Origin of the sequence: Binatus sp. (SeqCode), assembly GCF_049584895.1 — a bacterium.
Taxonomy (GTDB): domain Bacteria; phylum Desulfobacterota; class Binatia; order Binatales; family Binataceae; genus Binatus.
This window is the reverse complement of record NZ_JBAUYR010000037.1, coordinates 1-23,514: the sequence shown is the minus strand read 5'-3', so window position 1 is coordinate 23,514 and position 23,514 is coordinate 1. Positions and strand designations below refer to the sequence as shown.

Genomic DNA, 23,514 nt, shown 5'->3' with positions numbered 1-23,514 from the left:
GCTCATCGGTGACCTCGACTTTGGACTCGGGCACCTTGAGGCCTTCGTAATCCTTGACCTCGATGGTCGGGCGCAAGTCAAAGGTCGCGCTGAACTTGAGCGCGAGGTCCTTCTGCAGGTCGGTCTGTTCGGTGACGATTTCGGGCGCGACCACCGGCTTGAGGTCGTGCTCCTCGAGCGCCTTCCTGGTGTATTCCTCGACGAGCTTCTGAACTACCTCGCCGCGGACCTGCTCGCCGAAAAATCGCTCGAGCAGATTGCGCGGCGCATGGCCGGGACGAAAGCCCTTGAGCACCACGCCGCGTTTGAGTTCGTTGTAGGCGCGATCCAGCTCATGCTTGATTTCGTCGGGCTCGACTTCAATCGTAACCTTACGCCGGAGACTGTTGGGTTCTTCGATATTTACATTCATTGGTGTTTGAACTTCCCAGATAAACATACCGCGATTAGGTGAATCAACCGAGTGCGGTGGAAAAGGAGCGCGGAATGTTGAAGGAGCGCTGCGCGATTTAGGAGACCGGTGCCGGCTTCGCGTGCGCGAAGCTGTCCGAGGCCCGTTCCTCCCGTCGCTAACGCTCCCGTCGTCAGGGTGACACACAAAGTCGCGAGTTGCTCGCTTGGTCAGGATGACATCGGTCCGTTCAAACCTGTGTCGCAATCCGCTCTTTGTGTCATCCCGAGCGTAGCCGAGGGACCCCGGATCTTTTACGACGGAAGCAACGTCGACTCACTTATGGCACGCGGAGCCGAGTAGCTCCTATATTCCTCAGATCATTCAGAGCTCAAATCATTCCACGCTGGATTCATCGACTCGATCAGTTTGATTTTCTTCGCCCGCGTCCAATTCTTCAGCTGCTTTTCGCGCGATATAGCTGCGGCAGGATCCGCAAATTCCTCGAACCACACCAGCCGATCTACTTTATATGTAGCCGTGAACCCCGGAGTTTCCCTCATCCGATGTTCTCTTACGCGGCGCGCCAAATCGTTCGTAACCCCGATGTAGATTGTGCGCGAGGGGCTCGCGACGATGTACACGAAGTAAGAGGTACCCGGTGAACGCATTCTGGTCGGTGACTATAGCCGGATTAAAGGAAGCTTGGTCCCGCGCGCCATAGGTGAGTCGACGTTTCTTGCATCGCAAAAGATCCGGGGTCCCTCGGCTGCGCTCGGGATGACACAAGGCAAATGCGAATGCCGCATTCCGGACAGAACCGTTCAGTCGTATCCGGGCGCTGACTTCGAGCGTACAATCCTTCCACGCCTCGCGGGTCGCCGCCGATCTCAATGTCTAAATTGCAGTTCCAGCTACGTGGCCGCGAAATGAATCGGATCGAGGCCGTCAGCGAGGTGGTGTTCGGCTTTGCGCTCGCCCCGCTGGTCGTCTCGCTGGAAGTTCCACATACCTACGCGGATCTTCTAAACGCGATGCGCGGTTTCCCGGCTTGACGAGCGCGATGAATCGCCGCTCGAGCTGGTTCCGTCAGGGACTGCGGTCCCGGCTACCATCGAGGAGTGAAAGATTTCTCTGCATGCGAGGCTTCCCCATTGCAGAGCGGCTGAAGTTCTTTCATCAGATACTCGCGGCGATCAAGCCTGTCGATGGGCAATGCCAGCTCGAAGGCGAAACCCGAGGGCCGATAATGAACGATGCACGGATCGTCGCCCTCGAGATGCTTCAGAATCCGCGCCCGAAGGTTCTCCGCATCGCCAACATAAATCCAGAAGGCGCTGAACAGACCGTAGACTCCGGAGCATTCGGGCGCATTGCGCAGGATCGATTCGCGTTGAAATAGAAATTTGCTGTAACGATTTTCCGCGAACGCCGCACTATCTTCACCGCTGTCGGCTTCGTTTTGCAGCTCGTATAGGAAAGCTGACCTGCCCATTGGATCACCGCCTGTCTGATAAGCCGAGGTTTTGGAGCATCACCGAAACCGATGCAGGTAAAGAATGCCCGCTCCCGATCAGTTCGGCTGGCTCGGGCGACATCCGAATTCAGAAAACCATCTGGCAGCCAGCAGAAGTAGAGGATGGCGATGGGGAGGGTAGTCAGGATGGGGAGTGACTGCCAGATGGTTTGGAAAGATCGACATGGGCTTTCGACTCAGATCTGATCAGCGTTCTGACCTTAGTCGAGATCACATTCTGATCTTTGGCGAGCGAGTGGCAAGAACAAGTTGCTGTAACTTTGCTACCCCGGGATCAGTATTCGGCGATTTTCAGTGCCTTAGCCCAACTCTGGGTCCTGGGTAGCAACGTCTATCCACAACGGTATCCACAGGGGGCTCAACAGGGCGGTCAGTCGGCGGAACCGGCAAGATCAAATGTTTCAGTCAACCGATAAATTTGATTTGGAATGAGAGCGTACTTCTTGTATAGGAAGCTGAGCACGTCATCACCAAAGTAACATCCGTGGGGGCCACATATTGGCTACCTTAAAATTGAACGACACGGTGCCGACACCGTCCGAACGCTCGACGACGCTCTCAGCTGTTCGCTGGCGTCTTAGCTTTGACGCCGATCTCCAGAACCTGGCGTGGATTGCCGCAGTTGCGGTCATCTATTACGCCGCCGGAAGACTCGGCCTCTATTTCGCCTCCTTCTCCCCCAGCTCGTCGCCGGTATGGCCGCCGACCGGAATCGCCTTCGCCGCGTTGCTGTTGCTCGGCTATCAAATCTGGCCGGGAGTTTTTCTCGGCGCCTTCTTCGTCAACCTAGCGGTTTCCGGCGCCGTGTTTGCGTCGCTTGCCATCGCGACCGGCAATACGCTCGAGGCCGTCGTGACAGTCTACCTCACGATGCGCTATGCGAACGGCCGCAAGCTATTCGAACATGCCCAGGATTTTTTCAGATTTGCCGCACTGGGCATGCTCGCGGCTGCGCTCAGCGCCAGCATCGGCGATATCAGTCTTGCGCTCGGCGGACTCGCCCACTCAAACGAATTTGCACGAATCTGGCTGACCTGGTGGCTCGGCGATGTCGGCGGCTTTCTGCTGTTCGCTCCGTTTCCAATCCTATGGATCGAGCGTCCCCGTTCGACCGGCGATCATCGACGGCCGCTCGAATCCTCATTGACGCTCGCCGCGGTAGCTCTATTTGGGATTCTGGTGTTTGCCGGCGCCGTTCCCGGCATCGAGAAATATCCGATCGGCTTCGTCTGCATCCCGATACTGGTTTGGACCGCGTTCAGGTTCGGCCAGCGCGAAGCCGCCGCCGCGATTTTCGTGCTCACCGTTTGTGCCGAATGGGGAATGATGCGAGGGCACGGTCCATGGGCGCGATTTGCCAGTCTGATATCGTCCGACATCATCCCGCAGGCGTTCCTGTTGACGATGGCCGTGATGACGATGGCGCTGGCCGCGGTGGTGTGGGAGCGCAAACGCGCCGAAGAGGATGCGAACGAGGCTCGCAATCAGGCAGTGGCTGCCAATCGCGCGAAAGATCAGTTTCTCGCGATGCTGGGACACGAGTTGCGTAATCCCATCGCCGCGCTCTCCAGCGCAATCCGCGTGCTCGAACACACCGACGTGCTTTCGAATCAATACTCGAATCTGCTCGAGATCATGGTTCGGCAAAGCGGCCACCTTTCGCGGATGGTCGATGACCTCCTCGATGTCCAGCGCCTCACCGCGAGCAGGATCACCCTCAATCGCCGGCCGATGAATCTCGCTGAATGCGCTCGCGACTGCGTCACCGCGCTACGCTTGCGCGAGGGATATGCCGACCACAACATCGTTCTCCGAATCGAAGATACCTGGATCGACGGTGATCCCGATCGCATCGCGCAGATTCTCACCAACCTACTTTCCAATGCGTGTAAGTACACGCGCCCGCAAGGCAAAATCGTCCTCAGCATCCGGCCGGAAAACGACTATGCCTTCATCTGCGTCGAAGACGACGGCGACGGAATTCCTGCCGACTTGCTGCCCCATATTTTCGAGCTCTTCGTTCAGGGCGATCGACTCTCCGATCGTCATCCAGGAGGACTAGGCCTCGGCCTGACCCTGGTCCGACGGCTGTCGGAGTTGCACGGAGGGACGATCGACGCGCACAGCGACGGACCCGGCCGCGGCAGCAAATTTACTCTGCGAATTCCGCGCATCGAGGCCAGGATAGTCGCGCAAACAACCGCGACCCGGACCGCGCCGGTGCGTTCAAGGCGCGGCCGCCGGATTCTTATTGTCGAGGACAATACCGACGCGCGCGAGGCGCTCCGCGTGGCGCTCGAGATGTCAGGCCACGAGATCTTCGAAGCCGATTCCGGAGCGAGCGGCGTCGAATCCGCGCTCGCGAACCATCCCGACGCCGCCCTCATCGACATCGGCTTGCCGGGCTTCGACGGATACGAAGTCGCCCGACGAATTCGTTCATCGGCCGAGAATCGCGGGATCATGCTGATAGCGCTGACCGGTTACGGATCGCCCGAGGATCGAAGGCGCGCCAAGCAGGCTGGATTCGACACCCACCTCGTCAAGCCGCTCAACTTCGATCTGCTGGACGACTTACTGACGACGCCCGGTGAGCCGATCCTCGAAAAGTCGGCCGCAAGTCAGAGCTGAAAACGGACGGGGTTCCGAAGGGCTTAGCGGTTGGCCTCCTGATTGAACCACGACCTTGGTGACGGAAATTCGCTTCGCCAAGTGATCGAGATCCAGGCAGAGCGCCTCTCCTTCCCGGCCGCACTAACCGATGGCGAACGGGGGGACGGGCCGATCGGGCTTTTCAGGCGGCGATTCGGCGGTTGGCTCTAACCATCGCTTCCAGTCGCCGCGTGACCACCGCGAGCAGATGCCCCTCGCGAATCACCACCTTCATACGTTGGAAGTCACGCAGCACCTGTCCCACTTTTGCCCGCGACGCGCCGACCAGGTCTGCCAGTTGCCGCTCGGTGAGCGCGACCCGGATGAGGATGCCCCGGGTTTCCTGCACTCCAAACTCGCCCGACAGTTCGAGCAGCGCTACCGCGACGCGTCCCTGCAGCCGCAGTCCGAGGAAGCTCGGATAACGCCCCATCAGGTAGCCCCGTCTCTCGTTCTCCCAATCCGCCAGCTTCAGGAAATCAGCCGGACGGACGCCCAGGCCGATACTGATGAAGCTGTTGGTCGTCAGTTGCGCGACCCTGCAATCGCTCAGTGCGATCCATCGGAAAGTATGCTCGACCCCGGGCGCCATCATCGGCATTCTGAAGAGCACGCCCGGCGACATGATTGCGACCACTCGCGATCGGGTGCCGTCGACGCGGCGCAGTTCCGCCGTCCCCGACAACATGATGTAGGTATCTTCGCTACGTGCGCCGCGTTCTTCGAAGATAACGTCCTTGTGTTTCACATTTCGGGTCGTCATCGAGTCGACAAGGTTCTTCAGTTGCGCCGACGACAGCCAGGCCAATCCTTTAAGTCGGCCCAGCAGTTGAAGATCCGATGGTCTCGTTTTTGGAATTGTTGCGGTCATCGATCGATCTCCGATCTACGCAGCCACAGTTGTGTCCAACGAGATACCCCCAGATCCAGTCGACTTGAGAAGGCATGGCGAGGGTAAACTGCCTGATGCGATTCAGCGTAACCTAATCACTTTTCAACCAGTAAGGCGATCCAGCAATCGTCGTGATCGCCATCATTCATCGGACTCAGAATACGTACGCGCCGCGCCTGGTGTCATCCTTCCCAGCGCTCGCTTCGTTCAAGCTGACGGACTCTCCGCCTTCCTCGACATCAAAGGCACCTCGCCGATATGGACTTCGCTTTCAGGAAAACCTAGACTGCGCCAGATACCCAGAGGGTGATCGCCCGGCTATTCACGTCGTATTCACTGATTCAATTTGCACAACGGGCGCTGCCCTTAAAATCAAACCTCGACCTTTCAGGAGACTCGGATTGCGATGAGCGAATCGAATATCGTTCTGCCCACTTTAACCAGCGGACAAGTCATGATCCTGTGGCTGGTGCTGGTCTCGGCGCTGGTCGCGCTGGCCTACGGAGTCGTGCTGATCCGCGTGGTACTGGCCGCCGACCCCGGACCCAAATCCATGACCGACGTGTCCGACGCTATCGAGCTTGGCGCGATGGCCTACCTCGGACGCCAGGTCAAAACCATGATCTGGTTCGTCGGCGCGATTTTTATCGCGCTGTTCTTCATGTACCGCAACGTGTACCAAGGACTATACCTCCCGCTGGGTATCTCGATCGCATTCCTGATGGGCGTCGCCGCATCGTACGGCGCCGGCTACGTCGGGATGTGGCTCGCGGTCAAGGGCAACGTCCGCAGCGCCAACGCCGCGCTCACCAGCTTCAAGGACGCGATGGAGCTCGCGTTCAAGGCGGGCGGAGTCTCGGGGATGTTCACGGTCGGCCTCGGACTGCTCGGCGCGACGATCATCTTCCTGGTATTCCGCGAGAACGCGATGAAGGTCCTGGTCGGCTTCGGCTTCGGCGGCTCGCTCGCGGCCCTATTCATGCGCGTCGGCGGTGGAATCTACACCAAGGCGGCTGACGTCGGCGGCGACCTGGTCGGCAAAATCGAGCAGGACCTCCCCGAAGATGACCCGCGCAATCCCGCCACGATTGCCGACAACGTTGGTGACAACGTCGGCGACTGCGCCGGCATGGCGGCCGACGTGTTCGAGTCCTACGAGGTGACGCTGGTGGCCGCGATCATCCTGGCGGCCTACGCCCTGCAGGAGTCGGACTTTATCGCGGCCTACGGGCAGTACGCGGGCGCATTCGCGGTCAAGCTGATCATGTTCGCGCTGATCCTGCGCGGCGTCGGCGTGTTCTCGTCGATCATCGGAATCATGGCGGTGCGGGTGCCGGCCGGCAAAATGCTCGACCCGATGCGCCCGATCAACATCGGCTACATGACCTCGGCGGTCGCGTCCGTCATCGGATTCTTCGTCGTGAATTATCTCTATCTCGACGACCCGCGCACCGGCGCGACCGACTGGCGCTTCGCATGCTGCGCGTCGCTCGGAATTATTCTCGCGGTCGTGACGCTCTGGCTCACCAACTATTTCACGCATCCGGACAAAGGCCCCGTCACCGAAACCGCGATGGCCGCGCGCACCGGCCCAGCCACTTTGATCCTGTCGGGCATGGCCGAGGGCCTCGAGTCGTCGGTGTGGGCGCTGCTGGTGATCGCGGCCGCGATCATCGGCGCGATGGCCATTTTCCACGAGTCGCTCGCGCTGCAGTTTTACGGAATCGCACTGACCGGGCTGGGCTTGCTCACCACCACCGGCTTCATCCTTGCGATGGACACCTACGGACCGATCACCGACAACGCCCACGGCATCTTCGAGATGGGCGGAATCCATCAAGAGGAAGCATCGAAGACGCTGTCCTGGATGGACGCGATCGGCAACACTACCAAGGCTCTCACCAAGGGCCTCGCGATCGCGACCGCGGTCCTCGCCGCCGTCTCGCTGTTCCGCTCCTTTATAGATGAGGCCCATCTCGGCGCGATTGGCGTCCAGATCAACATGCCGACCGTGTTTGTCGGCCTGATGATCGGCGGCGCGGTGCCGTTCCTGTTCAGCTCGTTCGCGATCAAGGCGGTGAGCCGCGCTGCGTATCAGATCGTGTTCGAGGTCCGCCGTCAGCTCCGGATGCATCCGGGAATCATGGAGGGCAAAGAACTGCCCGACTACAGCGCGTGCGTCGATATCGTCACCGCGGCATCGCAGAAAGAACTGCTCGGCCCCGGAATCCTCGCTATCTTCTCGCCGCTGCTGGTCGGCTTCGGCCTCGGCGCTGGCGCGCTCGGCGGATTTCTCGGCGGCACGATTCTGACGGGTCAGTTGATGGCGGTCTTCATGTCCAACGCGGGCGCCAACTGGGATAACGCGAAGAAAAAAGTCGAAGACGGATTCCTCGGCGGCAAAGGCACTGACGTCCACAAAGCGTCGGTAGTCGGCGACACCGTCGGCGATCCATTCAAGGACACGGCGGGCCCCGCGTTGAACCCAATGATCAAAGTGATGAACCTGGTCGCGATTCTCGCCGCCCCGTTCACCACGGTCGAGCTCGGCGGCGTAACCGCCTTGCGCGTATCGGTAGTAATCCTGTCAATCGTCGCGCTGTCGATCGCAGTAGTCTTCTCCAAGCGCGGCTCAATCGCGGAAGAGAGCCTCGCAATCGAAACCAAGCAAGCCGCGTAAGCGGATTTCACATCGCGCAAAAAGGGCCGGCCGCCAAAAGCGTCCGGCCTTTTTTCTTTCTGATTCCCTCGCCCCAAGTTCTGATCCCTCGCCCGTTCCTTCACGGGGAAGCCCTTGGTTAGGTGAGGGTGCCGGGCCCCATACGCTGCCTCAAAATCATCGCTCATCTCTTTCCACAAACGCACGCAACCTTCCCAACGCGGCGTCCCAATCGCGCGAAATCTGATCGAGGTACCTCTGCACATTCGCAAGACGACTCGCGCGCAGCTCCCACACCGATTCACGCCCAGCGCGCGATCCGCGCGCGAGTCCGGCCTCCTCGAGTGCGTGTAGATGCTTCGTGATCGCCTGGCGCGAAACCTTCGCCCCACTCGTGAGCCGCATTATCGACAGCGGTCCCTCTTCGCACAGCCGCGTGACGATTCGCAAACGGGTTTCGTCGCCCAGCGCTGCGAAGATTACCGCGGCGTCCGCTCGTTTCGCAGCGGTATGCATCGACACTCGTGCCATGACGCCGGCTCAGCCCTTCGCGTGCTGCGCGAGGTACTTCTCGATCAGCTTCATCTGCGCCGCCCATCCACCTTCGTTGGCAGCGAACGCCTTGGCGCGCCGCTCAAGCGGGATCTGGTCGAACCCCGACTCGGTGACGGTCAGCTTCGTGCCGTCCGAAACCTCGTTGAGCTTGAACGCGACCAGCGTCGTGGGCTCTTTCGAATAGTCGACGCCCGAATCCACCGCAAACGGATGCCATCGAAAAGAAAACAGCCGCATCGGTTCGACCCGATCGACCTGAAACTCGAAACGATATCCTCGGTACGGTTCCTGTCTTTTCGCGACCTCAGCGTCGACCCTCGTCGGCACCATCTTCCCGATAATGCTGGTGCCCGCGACGAAAGGCCCGTCGAACTCGACCCCGAACCAAGTGCCAAACTGCTTCGAGTCGCTGATCGCCCGCCACACCCGCTCGCGCGGCGCGTGCAGCAGGACACTTTTCTCAATCCGATCAGTATTTGTAGCCATACGCAACCTCCAAGTTGCGTTTACAGTATCGCCACTCGCCCTCGAAATGCAACCTCAAGGTTGCAGAACGCTGCGCCGCGATTACTGTTCTTCCCGATTTTCGCGTCATCCTGAGCCGGCGGGCACCGCGAGCCGACGCGAAGGATCTACGCGAAGCGATTCTAAAGAATTCGAAGGTGCGCAGGTTCCCTAACGCGAACCGCCGCGCATCCTGTTCATATCGACCAGCCCGGTCTGGATCGTCACCCCGCCATCCACGATGATCGCCTCGCCCGTGATAAACGACGCCTCGTCGGAGGCGAGAAACAGCACGGTATTCGCGATCTCCTCGGGCTCCCCCATCCGTCCGAGCGGTGCAGCCGCGCCCTGCAGACGGCGAAACTCGTCGGCGCGATTACCCGCGAGCAGCTCCGGCGCGCGCGTGTTGATCGCGCCGGGACAGACGCAGTTGACGCGGATTTTGTAGCGCGCATTTTCCATCGCGGCCGCGCGGGTCAGATTGATCACCCCCGCCTTCGCTGCATTATAAGACGCGAGCCCGTAGTCGCCGCGCGTGCCTGAGATCGACGCGGTATTCACGATCGCGCCGCCGCCCTGTTTGCGCATGATCGGGATGCTGAACTTGATCCCGAGAAACGTACTGGTCAGGCATACCGCCTGCACGCGATTCCAGCTCTCGAGCGTGGTCTCCTCAAGCGACGCCAGCTCGGCAAAACCCGCGTTGTTGAACATCACGTCGAGTCGGCCGTAGTTCTCGATCGCGCGGCCGATCGCCGCCTGCACGCCTTCGGGATCCGAGGCATCCATCTTGATTTGCACGGCCTTGCCGCCCGCGCCCTTAATCTCGTTCGCGATCTTCTCGCCGCGCGTCCCGCTCAGATCCGCGATTACCACTGCCGCGCCTTCGCGCGCAAAACGCTTCGCCGTCGCCGCGCCGATCCCCGATCCGCCGCCCGTTATAACCGCTATGCGTCCTTCGAGTCTTCCCGGCATGATTGAACTCCTCGACGGCGGCATCTTCCGTCCACCCGCCTTGCAATCGCCCTATCCTCATTAATGAGGTGCCAGAAAAGCAAGCTGTCGAGGAGCGCCCGTAGGGGACCGGTTCAGTTTGGCTTTCTGCGTTTGTCATTCCCGCGCGGCTGTCGCTAGCGAAGCGCTTCTGCGCGAAATTGAGCAGCGAGTCTGCGAGCAGGTTTCAATATTGTCCGGCGCGCGAGGAATCCCGGTCCATCTCATCATTCTGAGCGGAATCTGTGGAGCGAAGAATCCCGGAGCCGCGCGCGCACCTTTCCGCAACGCAGGACTCGTGCACTCACCTCACGCCAGCAAACCCTTGCCCGGCACGTGATTCACCTCGAGCCGAATCCCGTCGGGATCCTCGAACAGGACCGAGTAATATCCCGGCGCCCACGGCCCATCTTCCGGCGGATGCACAATCTTCGCGCCGATCGTTTGCAGGAAGCCGTAAATCTGGTCGACGTCGCCGCGCTCGCGCGCGCGCAGACACACGTGATGCAGTCCGACGCGTCGCTGCTGGAATATCTCTTTGCGATACGAATCGTCGCCGCGCATGATTCCCACCGCCGTCCTGCCGCCCACGCAGTACAGCATCTCCTCGCTGCGCATCACCGGCTTCATCCCGAGATACGTGAGCAGTTTTTCGTAGAACGGATAGCACGCCTCGAAATTGCTGACCGTGAGCATCACATGCGCGACGCCGTTGATCTCCATTTTTTTTCACCGTTCCTTTCAAAGAGCGTAGAGCCATTCGTGATCCGGATGTGTATTTTCTATAGCGTCGCGGAGCCATCGCCGCGCCTCGACGCTCAGCGCCGGCAGTGCGTTCTCGAAATCGAGTCGGTCGCGCGCCTCGAGATGCTTGGCCTTGAACAGCAGCACGATTTCCGGCGCGAGATACGGCAGCCCCCAGAGCGGATGAAATCCCATCCGCGCGAGCGGCATCCGAATTTCCAGATTGCGCCGGAAGATCCATTCGGTCTCGTTCGATTCCGCGAGCATCACCTGGAACGCCGGCTCCGATTCGCCCGCGCGGTAGACGTTGATCTGATGGACCGGCAACTCGAGCCGCTCGCCGGGCGGCCATTCGACAATCTTCCCAAGATTCGGCGGCATCCCGTCCGGATGCGGAATAATCTTTTTCAATGAAAATTGTTTCAGCGCCTTGTGCAGTGCGAGCTGATCGCGTCGCATCACGAGTGTGTCGACGTCGTGATGCTCGCGGGTGACGCGCCCGAGATGCAGATCGATCGCCCATCCGCCGGAGAAGTAGAATGGCGCGCGCAAATTCCCGACAGCTTCGGCGACTTCAAGTAATGGTTTAAGTTCTGTTTCCACCGGACAACCTAACCCCTAACCCCTTCCCGAGCGGGAAGGGGAACCGAAGTGGAGGGACCTTCCCGAGTGAGAAGGGGAACCGGACATTCGAAGTGCTCGGCTGGCCGCAGGCGATTACCTCGCTTGCACCATCCGCGACGGCTTTGGCTGCTCATGACCGAGAATCGGATGAGGCCGGTACGGCTTCTCCAGCGCCGCGACTTCGTCTGGCGTGAGTTTCACGTCGACCGCCGCGATCGCTTCCTTCAGATGCGCTATTTTGGTCGCTCCTATTATCGGCGCGGTCACTCCCGGCGCCTGCAGGATCCACGCGCACGCGATTTGCGACGGCGTGACCCCGCGCTGCTTGGCGATCTGCTCGACCACGCTCAGCACTTCGAAGTCGTACTCGCGGAAGTACATGTTCCTGGCGAAGTCATCGGTCTTGGCGCGCGCAGTCGAACCGGTGCCGCCTTTTTCGCGATTGCCCGCCAGGAAGCCACGCGCGAGCGGGCTCCACGGAATCAGCCCGACGCCGTTGTCGATGCAGAGCGGATTCATCTCGCGCTCCTCTTCGCGATACACGAGGTTGTAATGATTCTGCATCGAGACGAACCGATGCCATCCGTTTTCTTTCTGAATCGCGAGCGCCTTGGCGAACTGCCACGCCGCCATCGAGCTCGCGCCGAGGTAGCGCACCTTCCCCGCGCGCACCAACGAATCCAGCGCCTCGAGCGTCTCCTCGATCGGCGTCGTGTAGTCCCATCGATGGATTTGATAGAGGTCGATGAAATCCATCTTGAGGCGGCGCAGCGACGCGTCGCATGCCTCGAGAATATGTTTGCGGCTGAGGCCCGCTCGGTTGAGCCCCGACGCCATCGGGCCGTGCACCTTGGTCGCGACGACGATCTCGTGGCGCTTCGCCATCTCGCCGAGCCATCGCCCGGTGACCTCCTCGCTCGCGCCGATCGAGTAGACGTCCGCCGTGTCGTAGAAGTTGATCCCCGACTCGACCGCGGTCGCGAAATGATCGCGCGCCTCGTCCATCGTGAGCACCCAGTCCCGCCATTTCTTGTCGCCGTAGCTCATGCATCCGAGGCAGATGCGCGAGACGGTGATTCCGGTCTTGCCTAATTTCGAGTACTGCATGATTTCTCCGATTTTTTTTCAGTGTTTCGTGTTGTGGTGCCTTGCAAGCCAAAACTCCGGCGCTTGCGACCGCATGTCAAGGCCGAAGCTGGACATCGACCGGGCTAAAATCTTCGTAAAGTTTTCCGGCTACTCAAAAGAGCAGCTTGAATTGTTCAAAAGCGAAATCCGATCAAGGCCGCGCCGGGGCATATTGTTTGCTCATTCTTTATAGGCGCTTCTCATATTTCTCGACCCAGGGACGATCAGCAATGGAAAACGACAAGAGAACTCACCAGCATCAGGAGTCGCGCGCGAGCTTCGCCGCAGAGGTCGCGCACCAGGCGGAGGATCGCCTCGAGGACACCACGCAGGCATACCTCGACCGAGCCGGCGTCGGCGTGGACTCTCGTCAAATCGTGAGTCTGATCCGCGATCAGCCGCTCAAGTGCGCAGGAGCCGTCGCCGCTGCCGGATTCGTCGTCGGCGGAGGATTGTCCGGCGCACTCGGTCTGGCAGTGCTCGGATTCGTGGCGCGCACCGCCGTTCGAGCCACTCTTTATGACCTGCTGAGCGTGGTCCGAAATCAGCGCACTACTGCCGCGTAATCTCTGTGCGAGAATAATCGCCTGCGCGGCGGGCGGCAGGGGTGACCCCTGCACCCAGTGAGAAAGTGAAAAATCAGGGGGGCGCCGGTTTGGCGACAGCGGGGTGCCGTGGGCGCAAGTCGTAGCCGTGGTCATGGATGAAGTTCGCGTGCACCTGGGCGAACAGAACCGCGTCGATCAGTATCCCGACAAAAATCACGACGATGAAAAGATAACCGCGCGACTGAGGCCGCCGCGGCGCACCCAGGTCGCTCATGTCGCGCAGGTCCATAAGTATAGTTAATAGCATGAACCGGATCGCGAGGCTTGCGCTCCTATTTCATTGACTCGACCAGAATATTAGGATGCTTTTGATCTTGGGACTGGCCGATTGGTCAGGCGAAGATTTTTCGCAACCGAAGATAGCGAATTGCGTGGAAAGTTTTGTGACTTTCCCGCCCGAAAGACGACGGCGCCCGGAGGAATTTGATGCGGATCCTTTTCGTACATCCAAGTCCGCTTATGTACAGCGAGATTTATTTGCGGCTCGAACCGCTCGGAATGGAGCGGGTGGCGGCGGCGACGCGCGCGGCCGGCCATGACGTGCGGATTATCGATCTGCAAATTTTCAAGCATCGCGATCTGTTCGCCGAGCTCGAGAGCTTCCGCCCCAACGCGGTCGGCTTCTCGCTCAACTACCTCGCCAACGTGCCCGAGGTGATCGATCTCGCCAAGGACGTCAAGCGCCTGATGAAGGATTGCTTCGTCTTTACCGGCGGACACAGCGGATCGTTCGTCGCCGACGAAATCCTCGAGCATGCCGACGGCGCCATCGACGCCGTCATTCGCGGCGAGGGCGAGACCGCGACCCCGATGCTGCTCGACGCGATCGGCACCGGCTCGATCGGCAAAGTCCCGGGAGTGCTGACCACGCAAGGCTCGGGGCCGACGCCGGTGATGCTCGACGATCTCGACAAGTTTTTTCCCGCGCGCGATCTCGGACGCCGCCGCAACAAATATTTTATCGGCGTGCTCGATCCGTGCGCGTCGATCGAGTTCACTCGCGGATGCCCGTGGGATTGCTCGTTCTGCAGCGCGTGGACGTTCTACGGCCGCAGCTACCGCAAGTCGACGCCGGAAGCCGCGGCAGAAGACATGCTGTCGATCAAGGAGCCGAACGTTTTCATCGTCGACGACGTCGCGTTCATCCATCCCGAGCACGGCTTCGCGATTGGCCACGAAATCGAAAAGCGCAAAATCAAAAAGCAGTACTACCTCGAGACTCGCGCCGACGTGCTATGCCGCAATCCGGAAGTGTTCCGCTACTGGCGCAAACTCGGGATGGAGTACATGTTCCTCGGCCTCGAAGCGATCGACGAAGAGGGCCTCAAGCTGCATCGCAAGCGCTCCTCGATGGGCGTGAACTTCAAGGCGCTCGAAGTCGCGCGCGAAATCGGGCTGACCGTCGCGATCAACCTGATCGCCGACCCGTCATGGGACGTGAAGCGCTTCGAAGTGATTCGCGAATGGGCGATGAGCATCCCCGAAATAGTTCATCTGACCGTCGCGACGCCGTATCCCGGCACCGAGCTGTGGTTCACCGAATCGCGCAAGCTTACGACCCTCGACTATCGTCTGTACGACATTCAGCACGCGGTGCTGCCGACCAAGCTGCCCTTGCTGCAGTTCTACCAGGAGCTGGTGAAGACCCAGGACGTGCTCAACCGCAAGCATTTGGGTTTCGCGGCGCTGAAGTCGGTCGCGTCGATCGCAGGTAAGCTCGCGCTCAAGGGCCAGACCAACTTCATCAAGATGCTCTGGAAGTTCAACAGCGTCTACAACCCCGACCGCCAGCTCGCCGAGCATTCCAAGGAAGTGAAATACGCGATGCGTCCCCCGTCGATGCACACCGACGGCCGCCCAAGTGCCGACAAACTCTACATCCACATGCCAAAACCGTCGCGCCCCGTGGCGCCGGCGCCCGCAGCCGGCGGCAGGTGAGGCAGCGGAGGAATAGTGCTACAGTCGAGATCGATATGAAGCTGAAAGTAGAGTTCGATCGGGAAACCGACGGTCGTTGGATCGCCGAAGTCCCCGAGTTACCGGGTGTGCTCGCCTACGGTAAAACTCGCGCAGCCGCGCTCGCGGCCGTCGAAGCGCTCGCTTTGCGCGTGATCGCCGATCGCATAGAGAATGGGGGAACTTGAACCGGTGCCGTCGAGCTTGATGTTCGAAGCGGCGTGAGCGACTGGCCCTCCGCCAAGGCCCGCCGAGTACTCGCCGCTTTGCTCCGGACGGGCTGGACGATCAAGCGCACTCGCGGCTCGCACAGAGTCCTTCAGCGGCCCGGATTCCCAGATCTGGTCTTCTCTTTTCACGATAAGGACGAAATCGGATCCTGAATGTTGGCAAAGATTGCCAAACACGCAGGTCTACGCCCCGACGATCTTCGATGATGGCATTTCGCTAAATCGCATCGTCAGGAGCGAGCGCGCAGTTCCGCGCGCTGCTCGCTCCAGTGCTCCCCCCAGCAGGCGCACCTCCTCGAGGACCCAATGCGAGTCGAACGCGTGACCGAAACCTTCGAGCGCCGATTGCGTGACTGTGGAGGTCATAGCTCACCTCATCTCCTTGAGGCTGCGTCCCGCTGAATCAGATTTGTTCGCTCTTTGGCGCTCATTGGCCTCTTAACGCCCACTTCTGTTTGGTATATAAAGTATTGGGTGCTAAGGCTCATTGAATCAGCTTCCTTCACTAATGCTATAGCATTCAGGTTCAAATCATTCTCGGGACCGGGCCCCGCGTGAAGCATCCGCGTGGTAAGGCGCGAATTGCCGCGGTCGCTCTCTGTGCGATCGCCGCGGGCTTGCTGTGCATAGTAAATCTGGCCGCGCCGCTGGCGGGGTCGTCCCCATCCGGGGCGTCAACCGTGCTGCTGGCGCCTCCGCCTCACGCGATAGCGCCTCCGGCCGGTGAGGCGCCCCAGTCTCAGCCGGAGTCACCGGCTGTTTACGCGCCCGATTTTCTCTCAGCGATCGGCGCGCCCACGGTAACCTCCGGCATCTGGACGCCGCTGAACAATCAGCCGTCATTTGCTGCCTCGGCCGGCGCATACCTGCTGACCGACGGGCGCGTCCTGGTCGAAGATGCGAACCTGACTGATCGCGCATGGTGGACGCTGACGCCGGACATCACCGGCAGCTATATCAACGGCACCTGGACGCAGGTCCCGTCACCGGGCCCGTGCCCCAACGGCAAGAAGTCCACGGCCACGACCTACGCGCCGCTCTACTATGCGTCGGCTGTTCTGGCCGACGGCCGCTTCGTCATGATCGGCGGCGAGTACGATTACAACTACAGCTACCTCGGCAGCTCGGACGAAGTCTGGACCGATCAGGGCGCCATCTACGATCCAGTCGCCAATAGTTGGACCTGTATCGCGGCTCCCACCGGATGGACCCAGATAGGCGACGCCGAGTCCGTCGTTTTGGACGATGGGACGTTCATGATCGCTGACCCTTTCAGCAACCAGGTCGCGACCTTGAACGCCAGCACCAGCCCTCCCACCTTCAACGCTCCCTTTACCCCGGCCGGCAAAACGGCCGATCCGTCCAACGATGAAGAAGGATGGATCCTGCTGCCCAACGGCGACGTCTTCACGCTCGAGATCTACAACTCGCTCGACACCACCGAGACTCCGGCGCTGATGTATAGCCCCGCCATTCAAGCATGGATCAGTGCCGGGACTGCGCCCGATCCGCTGGCGCTGCTTAGTTACGGCGGCACGACTTACGATGAAATCGGGCCGGCGCTGTTGCGTCCCGACGGCACCGTGTTCGCGTCGGGCGCCACCGGCTTCAACGACATCTACGATACGATCAGCAGCACCTGGAGCAGCGGCCCCAGCTTCCCGACTTTTGTAGATAACTACAGCTCCGGCTCGTGCGTGATTTCCAACAAGACCGAGCAACTGGTCGCGGCCGACGCCCCAGCGGCGCTGCTCCCCGACGGCAATGTTCTGATCGCGCCCGGGCCGGTCGACAGCCAGTCCGCATGCGAATGGGTCCCGCCGAGCGTGTTCTTTGAATTCGACGGCACCAGCTTGACCGAGGTGGCTCAGCCGACCTATGCGGCCGATGTTCCCAGCTACGTGGGCCGCTTGTTGGTGCTGCCCACTGGCCAGGTCCTTTACACCAATAATTACAACTACATCGAGCTCTATACGCCGGCCGGGACTCCCAACGCGTCATGGGCGCCGACCATCGCCAGCTCGCCGGCGACAGTGACGGCGGGCGGAACGAACTATCCAATCTCCGGCACGCAGTTCAACGGCCTGTCGCAAGCAGTCAGCTACGGCGACGATTACCAGGCCGCGACCAATTTTCCGCTGGTGCGAATCACCAACAATGCCACCGGCCACGTCTTCTACGCGCGCACACACGGCCACAGCACGATGGCGGTGGCGACAGGCAGCGCGACAGTCTCGACAGAGTTTGACGTCCCTGCCGGTATCGAAGGCGGCGCGAGTACGCTGGTCGTCGTCGCCAACGGCATCGCGTCGTCGTCGGTAGCAGTGAATGTCCTTGCTCCGACTCCAACCGCGACCGCAACAGCTACCGCGACTTTCGGCGCCACTCCCACGGCTACGGCGACCTCAACTGCAACCCGAACCGCGACAGCGACCGCAACGGCAACTCCGACCATGACCGCCACTCCGACCGCAACGGCCACCTCGACGCGAACGCCGACCGCAACCGCAACTTCGACCGCGACCGCAACAACAACGTCGACTGCCACGGCGACCACAACTATAACCGCGACGCCGACGGCCACCGCCACCTCGACCTCAACCGCCACGTCGACCGCAACCATGACTGCGACGCAAACTGCGACGCCGACCGCTACCTCGACGTCGACTGCAACGGCCACTTCAACCGCGACCATGACCGCGACGCAAACTGCGACGCCGACGGCCACCGCCACCTTGACGTCGACTGCAACGGCCACGTCAACCGCGACTCACACCGCAACCCTCACGGCCACCGCGACATCGACGTCCACTCCGACCGCGACGGCAACCGCAACTTCGACCGCGACCGCAACAGCAACGTCGACTGCCACGGCGACCAGGACAGCAACGCCAACCGCGACCGCCACATCAACTTCAACGGCGACAGCCACGCCAACCGCAACGGCGACCGCGACCATAACCGCGACGCCGACGGCCACCGCCACCTTGACGTCGACTGCAACGGCCACGTCAACCGCGACTCACACCGCAACCCTCACGGCCACGGCGACATCGACCTCCACTCCGACCGCGACGGCAACCCCAACATCGACATCGACCGCGACTTCAACCTCGACACCGACCGCCACGCCGACAGTCACCGTAACCGCGACACCAACTGCCACGGCAACGACGACCGCAACATCAACCGCGACCGGCACTCAGACCGCAACGTCCACTGTGACCGCGACGGCAACCGCAACATCGACATCGACCGCGACTTCAACCTCGACACCGACCGCCACGCCGACAGTCACCGTAACCGCGACACCAACCGCCACGGCAACGACGACCGCAACATCAACCGCGACCGGCACTCAGGCCGCAACCTCCACCGTGACGCCGACGACGAGCGCGACGCCAACCTCGAGCGCATCGTCAACCAAAACTGCGACGCCAACCGCGACCGGCACTCAGTCCGCAACGTCCACTGTGACCGCGACTGCGAGCGCTACCGCAACCTCCACGATGACCGTGACCGCAACCGCGACGCCGACTGCGACCGCCACGCAGACGGCAACCTCCACGGTGACAGTGACATCAACTGCGACTGCGACTCCGACTGCAACCTCGACCCCCACGGCGACGGCGAGCGGGTCAGTTACCTCGACCCCCACTGTCACTCAGACCGCAACCTCCACCGTGACCGCGACCGCCACCAATACTGCGACCGCCACCAATACCGCGACCGCAACCGTCACTCGCACCGCAACGGCAACGCCAACTGCGACCGCCACCGCAACCCAGACTCCGACGCCCACCGCAACCTCGACCCCGGTCCCCGAGCATCTCAAGGTCAGCCCGTCGCCGGAGAGTTTCGGCAAAGTCAAAGTGGGCAAATCCAAAAACGCGACCTTGACGCTGGTCAATCCGGCGAGGAAAGGGCCACCGATCACTTTCGGCAATCCAATGACGACGTTCGCGCTGGTTGGCGCAGGTGAATTCAAATCGGTCGGCACGACCTGCGGCGCGCAATTGATGCCGCGCAAGAAGTGTAAGCTCACCGTTCAGTTCGGTCCCGACTCGGTCGGGCCGAAATCCACCACGCTCACGATCTTCGACAACGCCGCAAACGCGAACCAGGTAATCCCGCTGAGCGGCAAGGGCGAGTGAATCCGGGTGTCGCGCTCTGATTAGCTCGCCGCGATCGGTTCGGGCGCGTTGCGAAGCGCGTTGAACACCACCGGCGGCACCCGCAAACGCTCGTCGGATTCGTAGATCGCGCGCACCTCTGCGAACTTGTCATCGCCCGCAAGCGTCAGCGCCGCGACGCGATCGATCAGCGTTTTTTTCTCATCGGTAAGCGCGTCGTCGTTCATATCCATCATTCCCCAAACGTCCCACGGCAGCATCTCCATCCGATTTAGCGACGCGAGATCGCGAATCACGTTGCCTGCGACAAACCACAGCCCCTTCAGATTCGCGTGAGTGAGCCCGAACTTATTCGAGTCGGCGCCGGCGTTGCGGCACCTCTGCCACGCGTCGCCGGCGATGATGAACCGATCGTGCGGCACGTCGAGCGGATTGAAAGTGATGTTCAGCGCTTTTCGCTGGATCGCATCGAGCTGCGCATCCACCAGGACCCAGCGCTTCCCGCGGGCGTTCCAATACTCGCACACCCAATGGTCTTCGAATTTGCCGGGCGTGAAATATGCGCCGAACCCGCATCGAAGTCGCGTCGGAACTCCCTGCGCGCGCAAGATCGAGCTGAGCATCAGCGAGAAATGACGGCAAACGCTCGGCAGCCGATGTCCGACATCGCGCGCCTTGGTAATCGGCCGCGAATCGATCTCATGAATCCGCGTCAGCATCTGCCCGATCGGACGAAGATGCCCATCGTCGCGCTGCGCTTCAGTTAGGGTGATCCCATACAGCCACGGTGCGATATCCCGATGTATCAGCACCCCCTGCACGACCTCGCACAGCGCCGCGACATCTTTCGGCAGCTCGCGAATTTCCTCCGCATGCGCTCCCAGAGCCGTCATCGGCCCATCCTGCCTGTAGTATTCCTGCGGACTCATCATGTTCGCCGCTCCTTTCGAGTAGGACGGAATTCATAGGGTCGTCAGGCGGTCACGTCGCAAACCGAGGCCAGATATCGCGCGAGCTTCCCCAACGAGCACTCCCACCCCTGCTGGGCATTCGAATTCGAAATCTCCTCGATAGACGAATGTGCCTCCGCAATCGCGTCGGATTCGCTCGCCGCCGCGCCAATGGTGCCGTTGCGATTGGTATTGTCCACGTACCAGAACCAGCTCTGCTGATTGTTCCAGACCTCGAAGCCGATCCCCAGGTGATGTTTGGTGACTCGCATTAGTCTGTCCTCGCGGTTTTCATTCAGTGAAACAACTGATTTTTTCTCTGCCCGCTAGATAGTCGTTCGACCTATCGCCAGATCGACAAATCACCCGCCTGAAAGCGCGGGATAAATCCACACTTCGGAATCGTTCGAAACCTGCGTCAGGCTGCCCTGCGCGAAACGAACGTTCTCGCCGTTAACGAATACATTGACGTGGCGCCGGATATTGTTCTGATCATCGAGCACCCGTTGCCGGATTCCGGGATAGTCGCGGCCCAGCATCACGAACGCCTCGCCCACCGTCATCCGTACATCGAGCGGAAGTCGCATCTCGACGACTTCGTTGTCGCCGGCAAATCGGCGGATCGCAGATGGCAGATGGAAAAGCATCGCCTATCCTCACGCGACCTCGACCGCTTTGACGCACAGCACCGCCGGCAGCCAGTCGGCGATCGAGTTCCAGTTCTCTCCCTCGTCCCGCGACGCGAACAGCTGCCCGCCGCGGGTGCCGAAATAGAGGCCCGCGGGATCGAGCCGGTCCGACGCGAACGCGTCGCGCAGCACCGAGAAATAGCAGTCGCGATTCGGCAGTCCCTTACCCAGGGCTTCCCATGATTCTCCGGCGTCGCGCGTGCGCCAGACCTTGACCGCGCCTTCGATCGGCACCCGAAAATTATCCGACTCGAGCGGTATCAGGTACGCGGTATCGCCGCGGCTCGGATGCGCGACCAGCGGAAAGCCGAACTCCGACGGCAACCCCTCATGGATATCGATCCACGAATCGCCGCCGTCGTCGGTGCGGTAAACCCCGGGATGGTTCTGCAGATAAATCCGTTCCGGATTTTTCGCGTCGAACCGCATCTTGTGCGCGCATTGCGGACCGAAATGCGGCGCGTGCGGCGGACCGCCGTCCATCTTCACGCCGTTGTTGCGCCGCGTCCACGACTCACCGCCGTCGTCGCTCCGATACATTCCCGCCGAAGAGATTCCGACCATGATGCGCTCGGGATCGCGCGGATGGATCAAAATCGTATGCAGACAAAGCCCGCCGGCGCCCGGCATCCAGTACGGCCGCTCATGATGGTTCAGCAGCGACTCGACCGGACGAAACGTCTCGCCGCGATCGTCAGATCGATAAAGGGCAGCCGGGTCCGCCCCCGCAAACACCACCTCCGGGCCGATCAGCGGAGCAGGCTCGAGCGCCCACACGGCATTCAACGTAAGCCCACTGCCCGGCGGAAATTTCACGTTGCCATCTTCCGGCTCATGCCAGCTCGCGCCGAAATCATCCGACCTGCTGACGAGCGCCCCCCAATGCATACTGGTGTGGCCCACGAGGATGCGCGCCGGCTTATCCTGAAAAAATGCGGTAGAAAAAACCGCCTGCCCCTTGAAATAGGGCCCCGCAATATCAAACCGCCGCCGCTCCCGATCAGTCTTGAAGATGAAAAGCCCCTTGACCGTTCCCACCATCAAAACCGAATCGCCGCTTCGTGGGTTGATCGATCTAGCGTGCTCCATAGTTTCCCTCTTTCAGATCCGGTCCCCCTTCCCGCTCGGGAAGGGGTTAGGGGTTAGGTTCCTATCTGACCGTCGCCAGATACTCCGCCAGGCAGTCGAGCGAGCTGTTCCATCCGCTCTGATGCATGTCGCGCGCAGTCGTCGATTCGAAAATCGCGTTGTGAAGCGTCAGCCTGGTTTTGCCGCCGAGATCGTCGAACAGTAGCGTCAACGTGGTTTGTGGACGCGTAAGATTTCCTTGCGCATCGGCCCAGCTCCCGACCATCACGAGGCGCTTGGGCGGATCGATTTCGCGAAAGACCCCTTGCGACCAGTGATCGCCGTCGGGACCGAGCATGTGTATTCGATATGCCCCGCCGGGCCGCAGATCGTGCTTCTCGACGGTGCTTTTAAAGCCGCGCGGCCCGAACCACTTCGCCATATGCTCAGGCTCAGTCCACGCTCTGAAGACGAGATCGCGCGGAGCGTCGAACACTCGCTCGATCTTGAGCACGCGATCCGCCGGTTCGCTCACCAAATTATGTGCTGCTCCCATAATTATTCTCCTTCAACAATCGCACTGTTCACGATTAGATGCATTGGCTTTAATTCAAGGTCGCCAAATATTCCGCGAGGCACTCGATCGCGCTGCTCCAGCCGTTACGATGGTCGTTGCGGGCCTCGATCGATTCAAAGGTCTCCTGGCACAGCGTCAACTCGGTCTTGTCGCCCAAATCGGCAAGGGTAACCGTAATCAGCGTTTCGTGGCCGATCGTGCCGTCCGCATTTTCGTGCGCCCAGGTGAAGGCCAGCCGCTCCGGCTCGAGTACTTCCCGGAACACGCCTCGGACCCAATTTTCAACGCCCGCCGGCGAGACCATGCAGCAGCGCCAGCCGCCACCCGGCCGCGGATCAAGCGTGTACGACGGCACTGTGTATCCACGCGGTCCAAACCAGCGGAGCAAGTGCTGTGGCTCGATCCAGGCCCTGAAGACGAGCGAACGCGGCGCATCGAAGATACGCTCGACGACCAGCACTCGATCTGTTGATACGCCAGCTTCGGTAGTGCTTGCGGCCATAGTTTTCTGCTCCTTCAGGCGTCCGCCAGTAATTCGGCGAGATGATCGAGGGTTTCGGTCCATCCCTGAGGTGCACCGCGGGTCGAATCAGTTTCGATCGAGTAGGTCTGATGCACGGTGAG

Annotated in this window: 26 protein-coding genes; 8 read left to right on the top strand and 18 right to left on the bottom strand. The window is 60.8% G+C overall.

Annotation, left to right across the window (positions count from 1 at the left end):
• Both WB650_RS07520 and WB650_RS07515 read right to left on the bottom strand, forming a co-directional pair.
• A partial coding sequence (locus tag WB650_RS07520) for a trigger factor family protein (protein ID WP_423960005.1) occupies window positions 1–412 on the bottom strand: 412 nt, incomplete at its 3' end.
• 359 nt (window positions 413–771) lie between these two features.
• On the bottom strand, window positions 772–1,062 hold the full coding sequence (locus WB650_RS07515; protein ID WP_422300870.1) for a GIY-YIG nuclease family protein: 291 nt from the start codon (window positions 1,060–1,062) through the stop codon (window positions 772–774).
• Between the two features lie 258 nt (window positions 1,063–1,320).
• Here WB650_RS07515 and WB650_RS07510 point away from each other — a divergent pair, with 258 nt between their 5' ends.
• Complete coding sequence (locus WB650_RS07510; RefSeq protein ID WP_422300871.1) at window positions 1,321–1,446, top strand: hypothetical protein; 126 nt, start codon at window positions 1,321–1,323, stop codon at window positions 1,444–1,446.
• A 53-nt stretch (window positions 1,447–1,499) separates the two neighbouring features.
• On the opposite strand, the gene WB650_RS07505 is transcribed toward WB650_RS07510, so the two are convergent.
• Window positions 1,500–1,886, bottom strand: a complete 387-nt coding sequence (locus WB650_RS07505; protein WP_422300872.1) for a hypothetical protein — start codon at window positions 1,884–1,886, stop codon at window positions 1,500–1,502.
• A gap of 540 nt (window positions 1,887–2,426) precedes the next feature.
• On the opposite strand from WB650_RS07505, the gene WB650_RS07500 reads away from it, so the two are divergent.
• Complete coding sequence (locus tag WB650_RS07500; protein ID WP_422301139.1) at window positions 2,427–4,559, top strand: MASE1 domain-containing protein; 2,133 nt, start codon at window positions 2,427–2,429, stop codon at window positions 4,557–4,559.
• Between the two features lie 163 nt (window positions 4,560–4,722).
• Here the strand turns inward: WB650_RS07500 and WB650_RS07495 are convergent, their stop codons facing one another.
• On the bottom strand, window positions 4,723–5,451 hold the full coding sequence (locus tag WB650_RS07495) for a Crp/Fnr family transcriptional regulator (protein WP_422301141.1): 729 nt from the start codon (window positions 5,449–5,451) through the stop codon (window positions 4,723–4,725).
• A gap of 427 nt (window positions 5,452–5,878) precedes the next feature.
• On the opposite strand from WB650_RS07495, the gene WB650_RS07490 reads away from it, so the two are divergent.
• Entirely contained in the window at window positions 5,879–8,152 is a 2,274-nt protein-coding gene (locus tag WB650_RS07490; RefSeq protein ID WP_422301143.1) for a sodium-translocating pyrophosphatase, read from the top strand.
• Between the two features lie 156 nt (window positions 8,153–8,308).
• On the opposite strand, the gene WB650_RS07485 is transcribed toward WB650_RS07490, so the two are convergent.
• From WB650_RS07485 to WB650_RS07460, 6 genes are all read right to left on the bottom strand, one after another.
• Complete coding sequence (locus WB650_RS07485; RefSeq protein WP_422301145.1) at window positions 8,309–8,662, bottom strand: ArsR/SmtB family transcription factor; 354 nt, start codon at window positions 8,660–8,662, stop codon at window positions 8,309–8,311.
• A gap of 9 nt (window positions 8,663–8,671) precedes the next feature.
• Window positions 8,672–9,172 (bottom strand): SRPBCC family protein, encoded by a 501-nt coding sequence (locus WB650_RS07480; RefSeq protein WP_423960002.1) that lies wholly within the window; start codon window positions 9,170–9,172, stop codon window positions 8,672–8,674.
• 189 nt (window positions 9,173–9,361) lie between these two features.
• The gene (locus WB650_RS07475; RefSeq protein ID WP_423960000.1) at window positions 9,362–10,165 is read right to left on the bottom strand and encodes an SDR family NAD(P)-dependent oxidoreductase; all 804 of its coding nucleotides are present in this window, start codon (window positions 10,163–10,165) and stop codon (window positions 9,362–9,364) included.
• A gap of 327 nt (window positions 10,166–10,492) precedes the next feature.
• Window positions 10,493–10,906, bottom strand: coding sequence for a VOC family protein (locus tag WB650_RS07470; protein WP_423959998.1), 414 nt, complete (start codon window positions 10,904–10,906; stop codon window positions 10,493–10,495).
• An 18-nt stretch (window positions 10,907–10,924) separates the two neighbouring features.
• Window positions 10,925–11,530 (bottom strand): nucleotidyltransferase domain-containing protein, encoded by a 606-nt coding sequence (locus WB650_RS07465; RefSeq protein WP_422301152.1) that lies wholly within the window; start codon window positions 11,528–11,530, stop codon window positions 10,925–10,927.
• Between the two features lie 114 nt (window positions 11,531–11,644).
• Entirely contained in the window at window positions 11,645–12,658 is a 1,014-nt protein-coding gene (locus WB650_RS07460) for an aldo/keto reductase (RefSeq protein WP_422301154.1), read from the bottom strand.
• A 251-nt stretch (window positions 12,659–12,909) separates the two neighbouring features.
• Between WB650_RS07460 and WB650_RS07455 the strand changes: the two genes are divergently transcribed.
• The gene (locus tag WB650_RS07455) at window positions 12,910–13,245 is read left to right on the top strand and encodes a hypothetical protein (protein ID WP_423959996.1); all 336 of its coding nucleotides are present in this window, start codon (window positions 12,910–12,912) and stop codon (window positions 13,243–13,245) included.
• 73 nt (window positions 13,246–13,318) lie between these two features.
• Here WB650_RS07455 and WB650_RS07450 read toward each other — a convergent pair whose 3' ends face one another.
• Entirely contained in the window at window positions 13,319–13,516 is a 198-nt protein-coding gene (locus WB650_RS07450) for a hypothetical protein (protein ID WP_423959995.1), read from the bottom strand.
• Between the two features lie 197 nt (window positions 13,517–13,713).
• Between WB650_RS07450 and hpnR the strand changes: the two genes are divergently transcribed.
• The 3 genes from hpnR to WB650_RS07435 are packed head-to-tail and all read left to right on the top strand — an operon-like array spanning window position 13,714 to window position 15,626.
• Window positions 13,714–15,225 (top strand): hopanoid C-3 methylase HpnR, encoded by a 1,512-nt coding sequence (gene hpnR, locus WB650_RS07445; RefSeq protein ID WP_423959993.1) that lies wholly within the window; start codon window positions 13,714–13,716, stop codon window positions 15,223–15,225.
• Between the two features lie 35 nt (window positions 15,226–15,260).
• The gene (locus WB650_RS07440) at window positions 15,261–15,431 is read left to right on the top strand and encodes a type II toxin-antitoxin system HicB family antitoxin (protein ID WP_422301160.1); all 171 of its coding nucleotides are present in this window, start codon (window positions 15,261–15,263) and stop codon (window positions 15,429–15,431) included.
• A 33-nt stretch (window positions 15,432–15,464) separates the two neighbouring features.
• Complete coding sequence (locus WB650_RS07435; protein ID WP_422301162.1) at window positions 15,465–15,626, top strand: type II toxin-antitoxin system HicA family toxin; 162 nt, start codon at window positions 15,465–15,467, stop codon at window positions 15,624–15,626.
• Between the two features lie 30 nt (window positions 15,627–15,656).
• Here the strand turns inward: WB650_RS07435 and WB650_RS07430 are convergent, their stop codons facing one another.
• Window positions 15,657–15,839, bottom strand: coding sequence for a hypothetical protein (locus WB650_RS07430; RefSeq protein ID WP_422301164.1), 183 nt, complete (start codon window positions 15,837–15,839; stop codon window positions 15,657–15,659).
• 188 nt (window positions 15,840–16,027) lie between these two features.
• Here WB650_RS07430 and WB650_RS07425 point away from each other — a divergent pair, with 188 nt between their 5' ends.
• Complete coding sequence (locus tag WB650_RS07425) at window positions 16,028–19,627, top strand: choice-of-anchor D domain-containing protein (RefSeq protein ID WP_423959990.1); 3,600 nt, start codon at window positions 16,028–16,030, stop codon at window positions 19,625–19,627.
• Window positions 19,628–19,647: 20 nt separating this feature from the next.
• Here the strand turns inward: WB650_RS07425 and WB650_RS07420 are convergent, their stop codons facing one another.
• From WB650_RS07420 to WB650_RS07395, 6 genes are all read right to left on the bottom strand, one after another.
• Window positions 19,648–20,538 (bottom strand): transglutaminase-like domain-containing protein, encoded by an 891-nt coding sequence (locus WB650_RS07420; RefSeq protein WP_423959988.1) that lies wholly within the window; start codon window positions 20,536–20,538, stop codon window positions 19,648–19,650.
• 41 nt (window positions 20,539–20,579) lie between these two features.
• Complete coding sequence (locus tag WB650_RS07415) at window positions 20,580–20,828, bottom strand: hypothetical protein (RefSeq protein ID WP_422301170.1); 249 nt, start codon at window positions 20,826–20,828, stop codon at window positions 20,580–20,582.
• Window positions 20,829–20,918: 90 nt separating this feature from the next.
• Entirely contained in the window at window positions 20,919–21,203 is a 285-nt protein-coding gene (locus WB650_RS07410) for a ubiquitin-like small modifier protein 1 (protein ID WP_422301172.1), read from the bottom strand.
• Between the two features lie 9 nt (window positions 21,204–21,212).
• Window positions 21,213–22,334 carry a WD40/YVTN/BNR-like repeat-containing protein gene (locus WB650_RS07405; RefSeq protein ID WP_423959986.1) on the bottom strand — a complete coding sequence of 374 codons (1,122 nt, stop codon included), beginning with the start codon at window positions 22,332–22,334 and terminating at the stop codon, window positions 21,213–21,215.
• A 61-nt stretch (window positions 22,335–22,395) separates the two neighbouring features.
• Window positions 22,396–22,869: an SRPBCC family protein gene (locus tag WB650_RS07400; protein ID WP_422303601.1), complete on the bottom strand. Its 474-nt coding sequence runs from the start codon at window positions 22,867–22,869 to the stop codon at window positions 22,396–22,398.
• A 49-nt stretch (window positions 22,870–22,918) separates the two neighbouring features.
• Window positions 22,919–23,392 carry an SRPBCC family protein gene (locus tag WB650_RS07395; protein WP_422303602.1) on the bottom strand — a complete coding sequence of 158 codons (474 nt, stop codon included), beginning with the start codon at window positions 23,390–23,392 and terminating at the stop codon, window positions 22,919–22,921.
• Window positions 23,393–23,514: the final 122 nt, after the last annotated feature.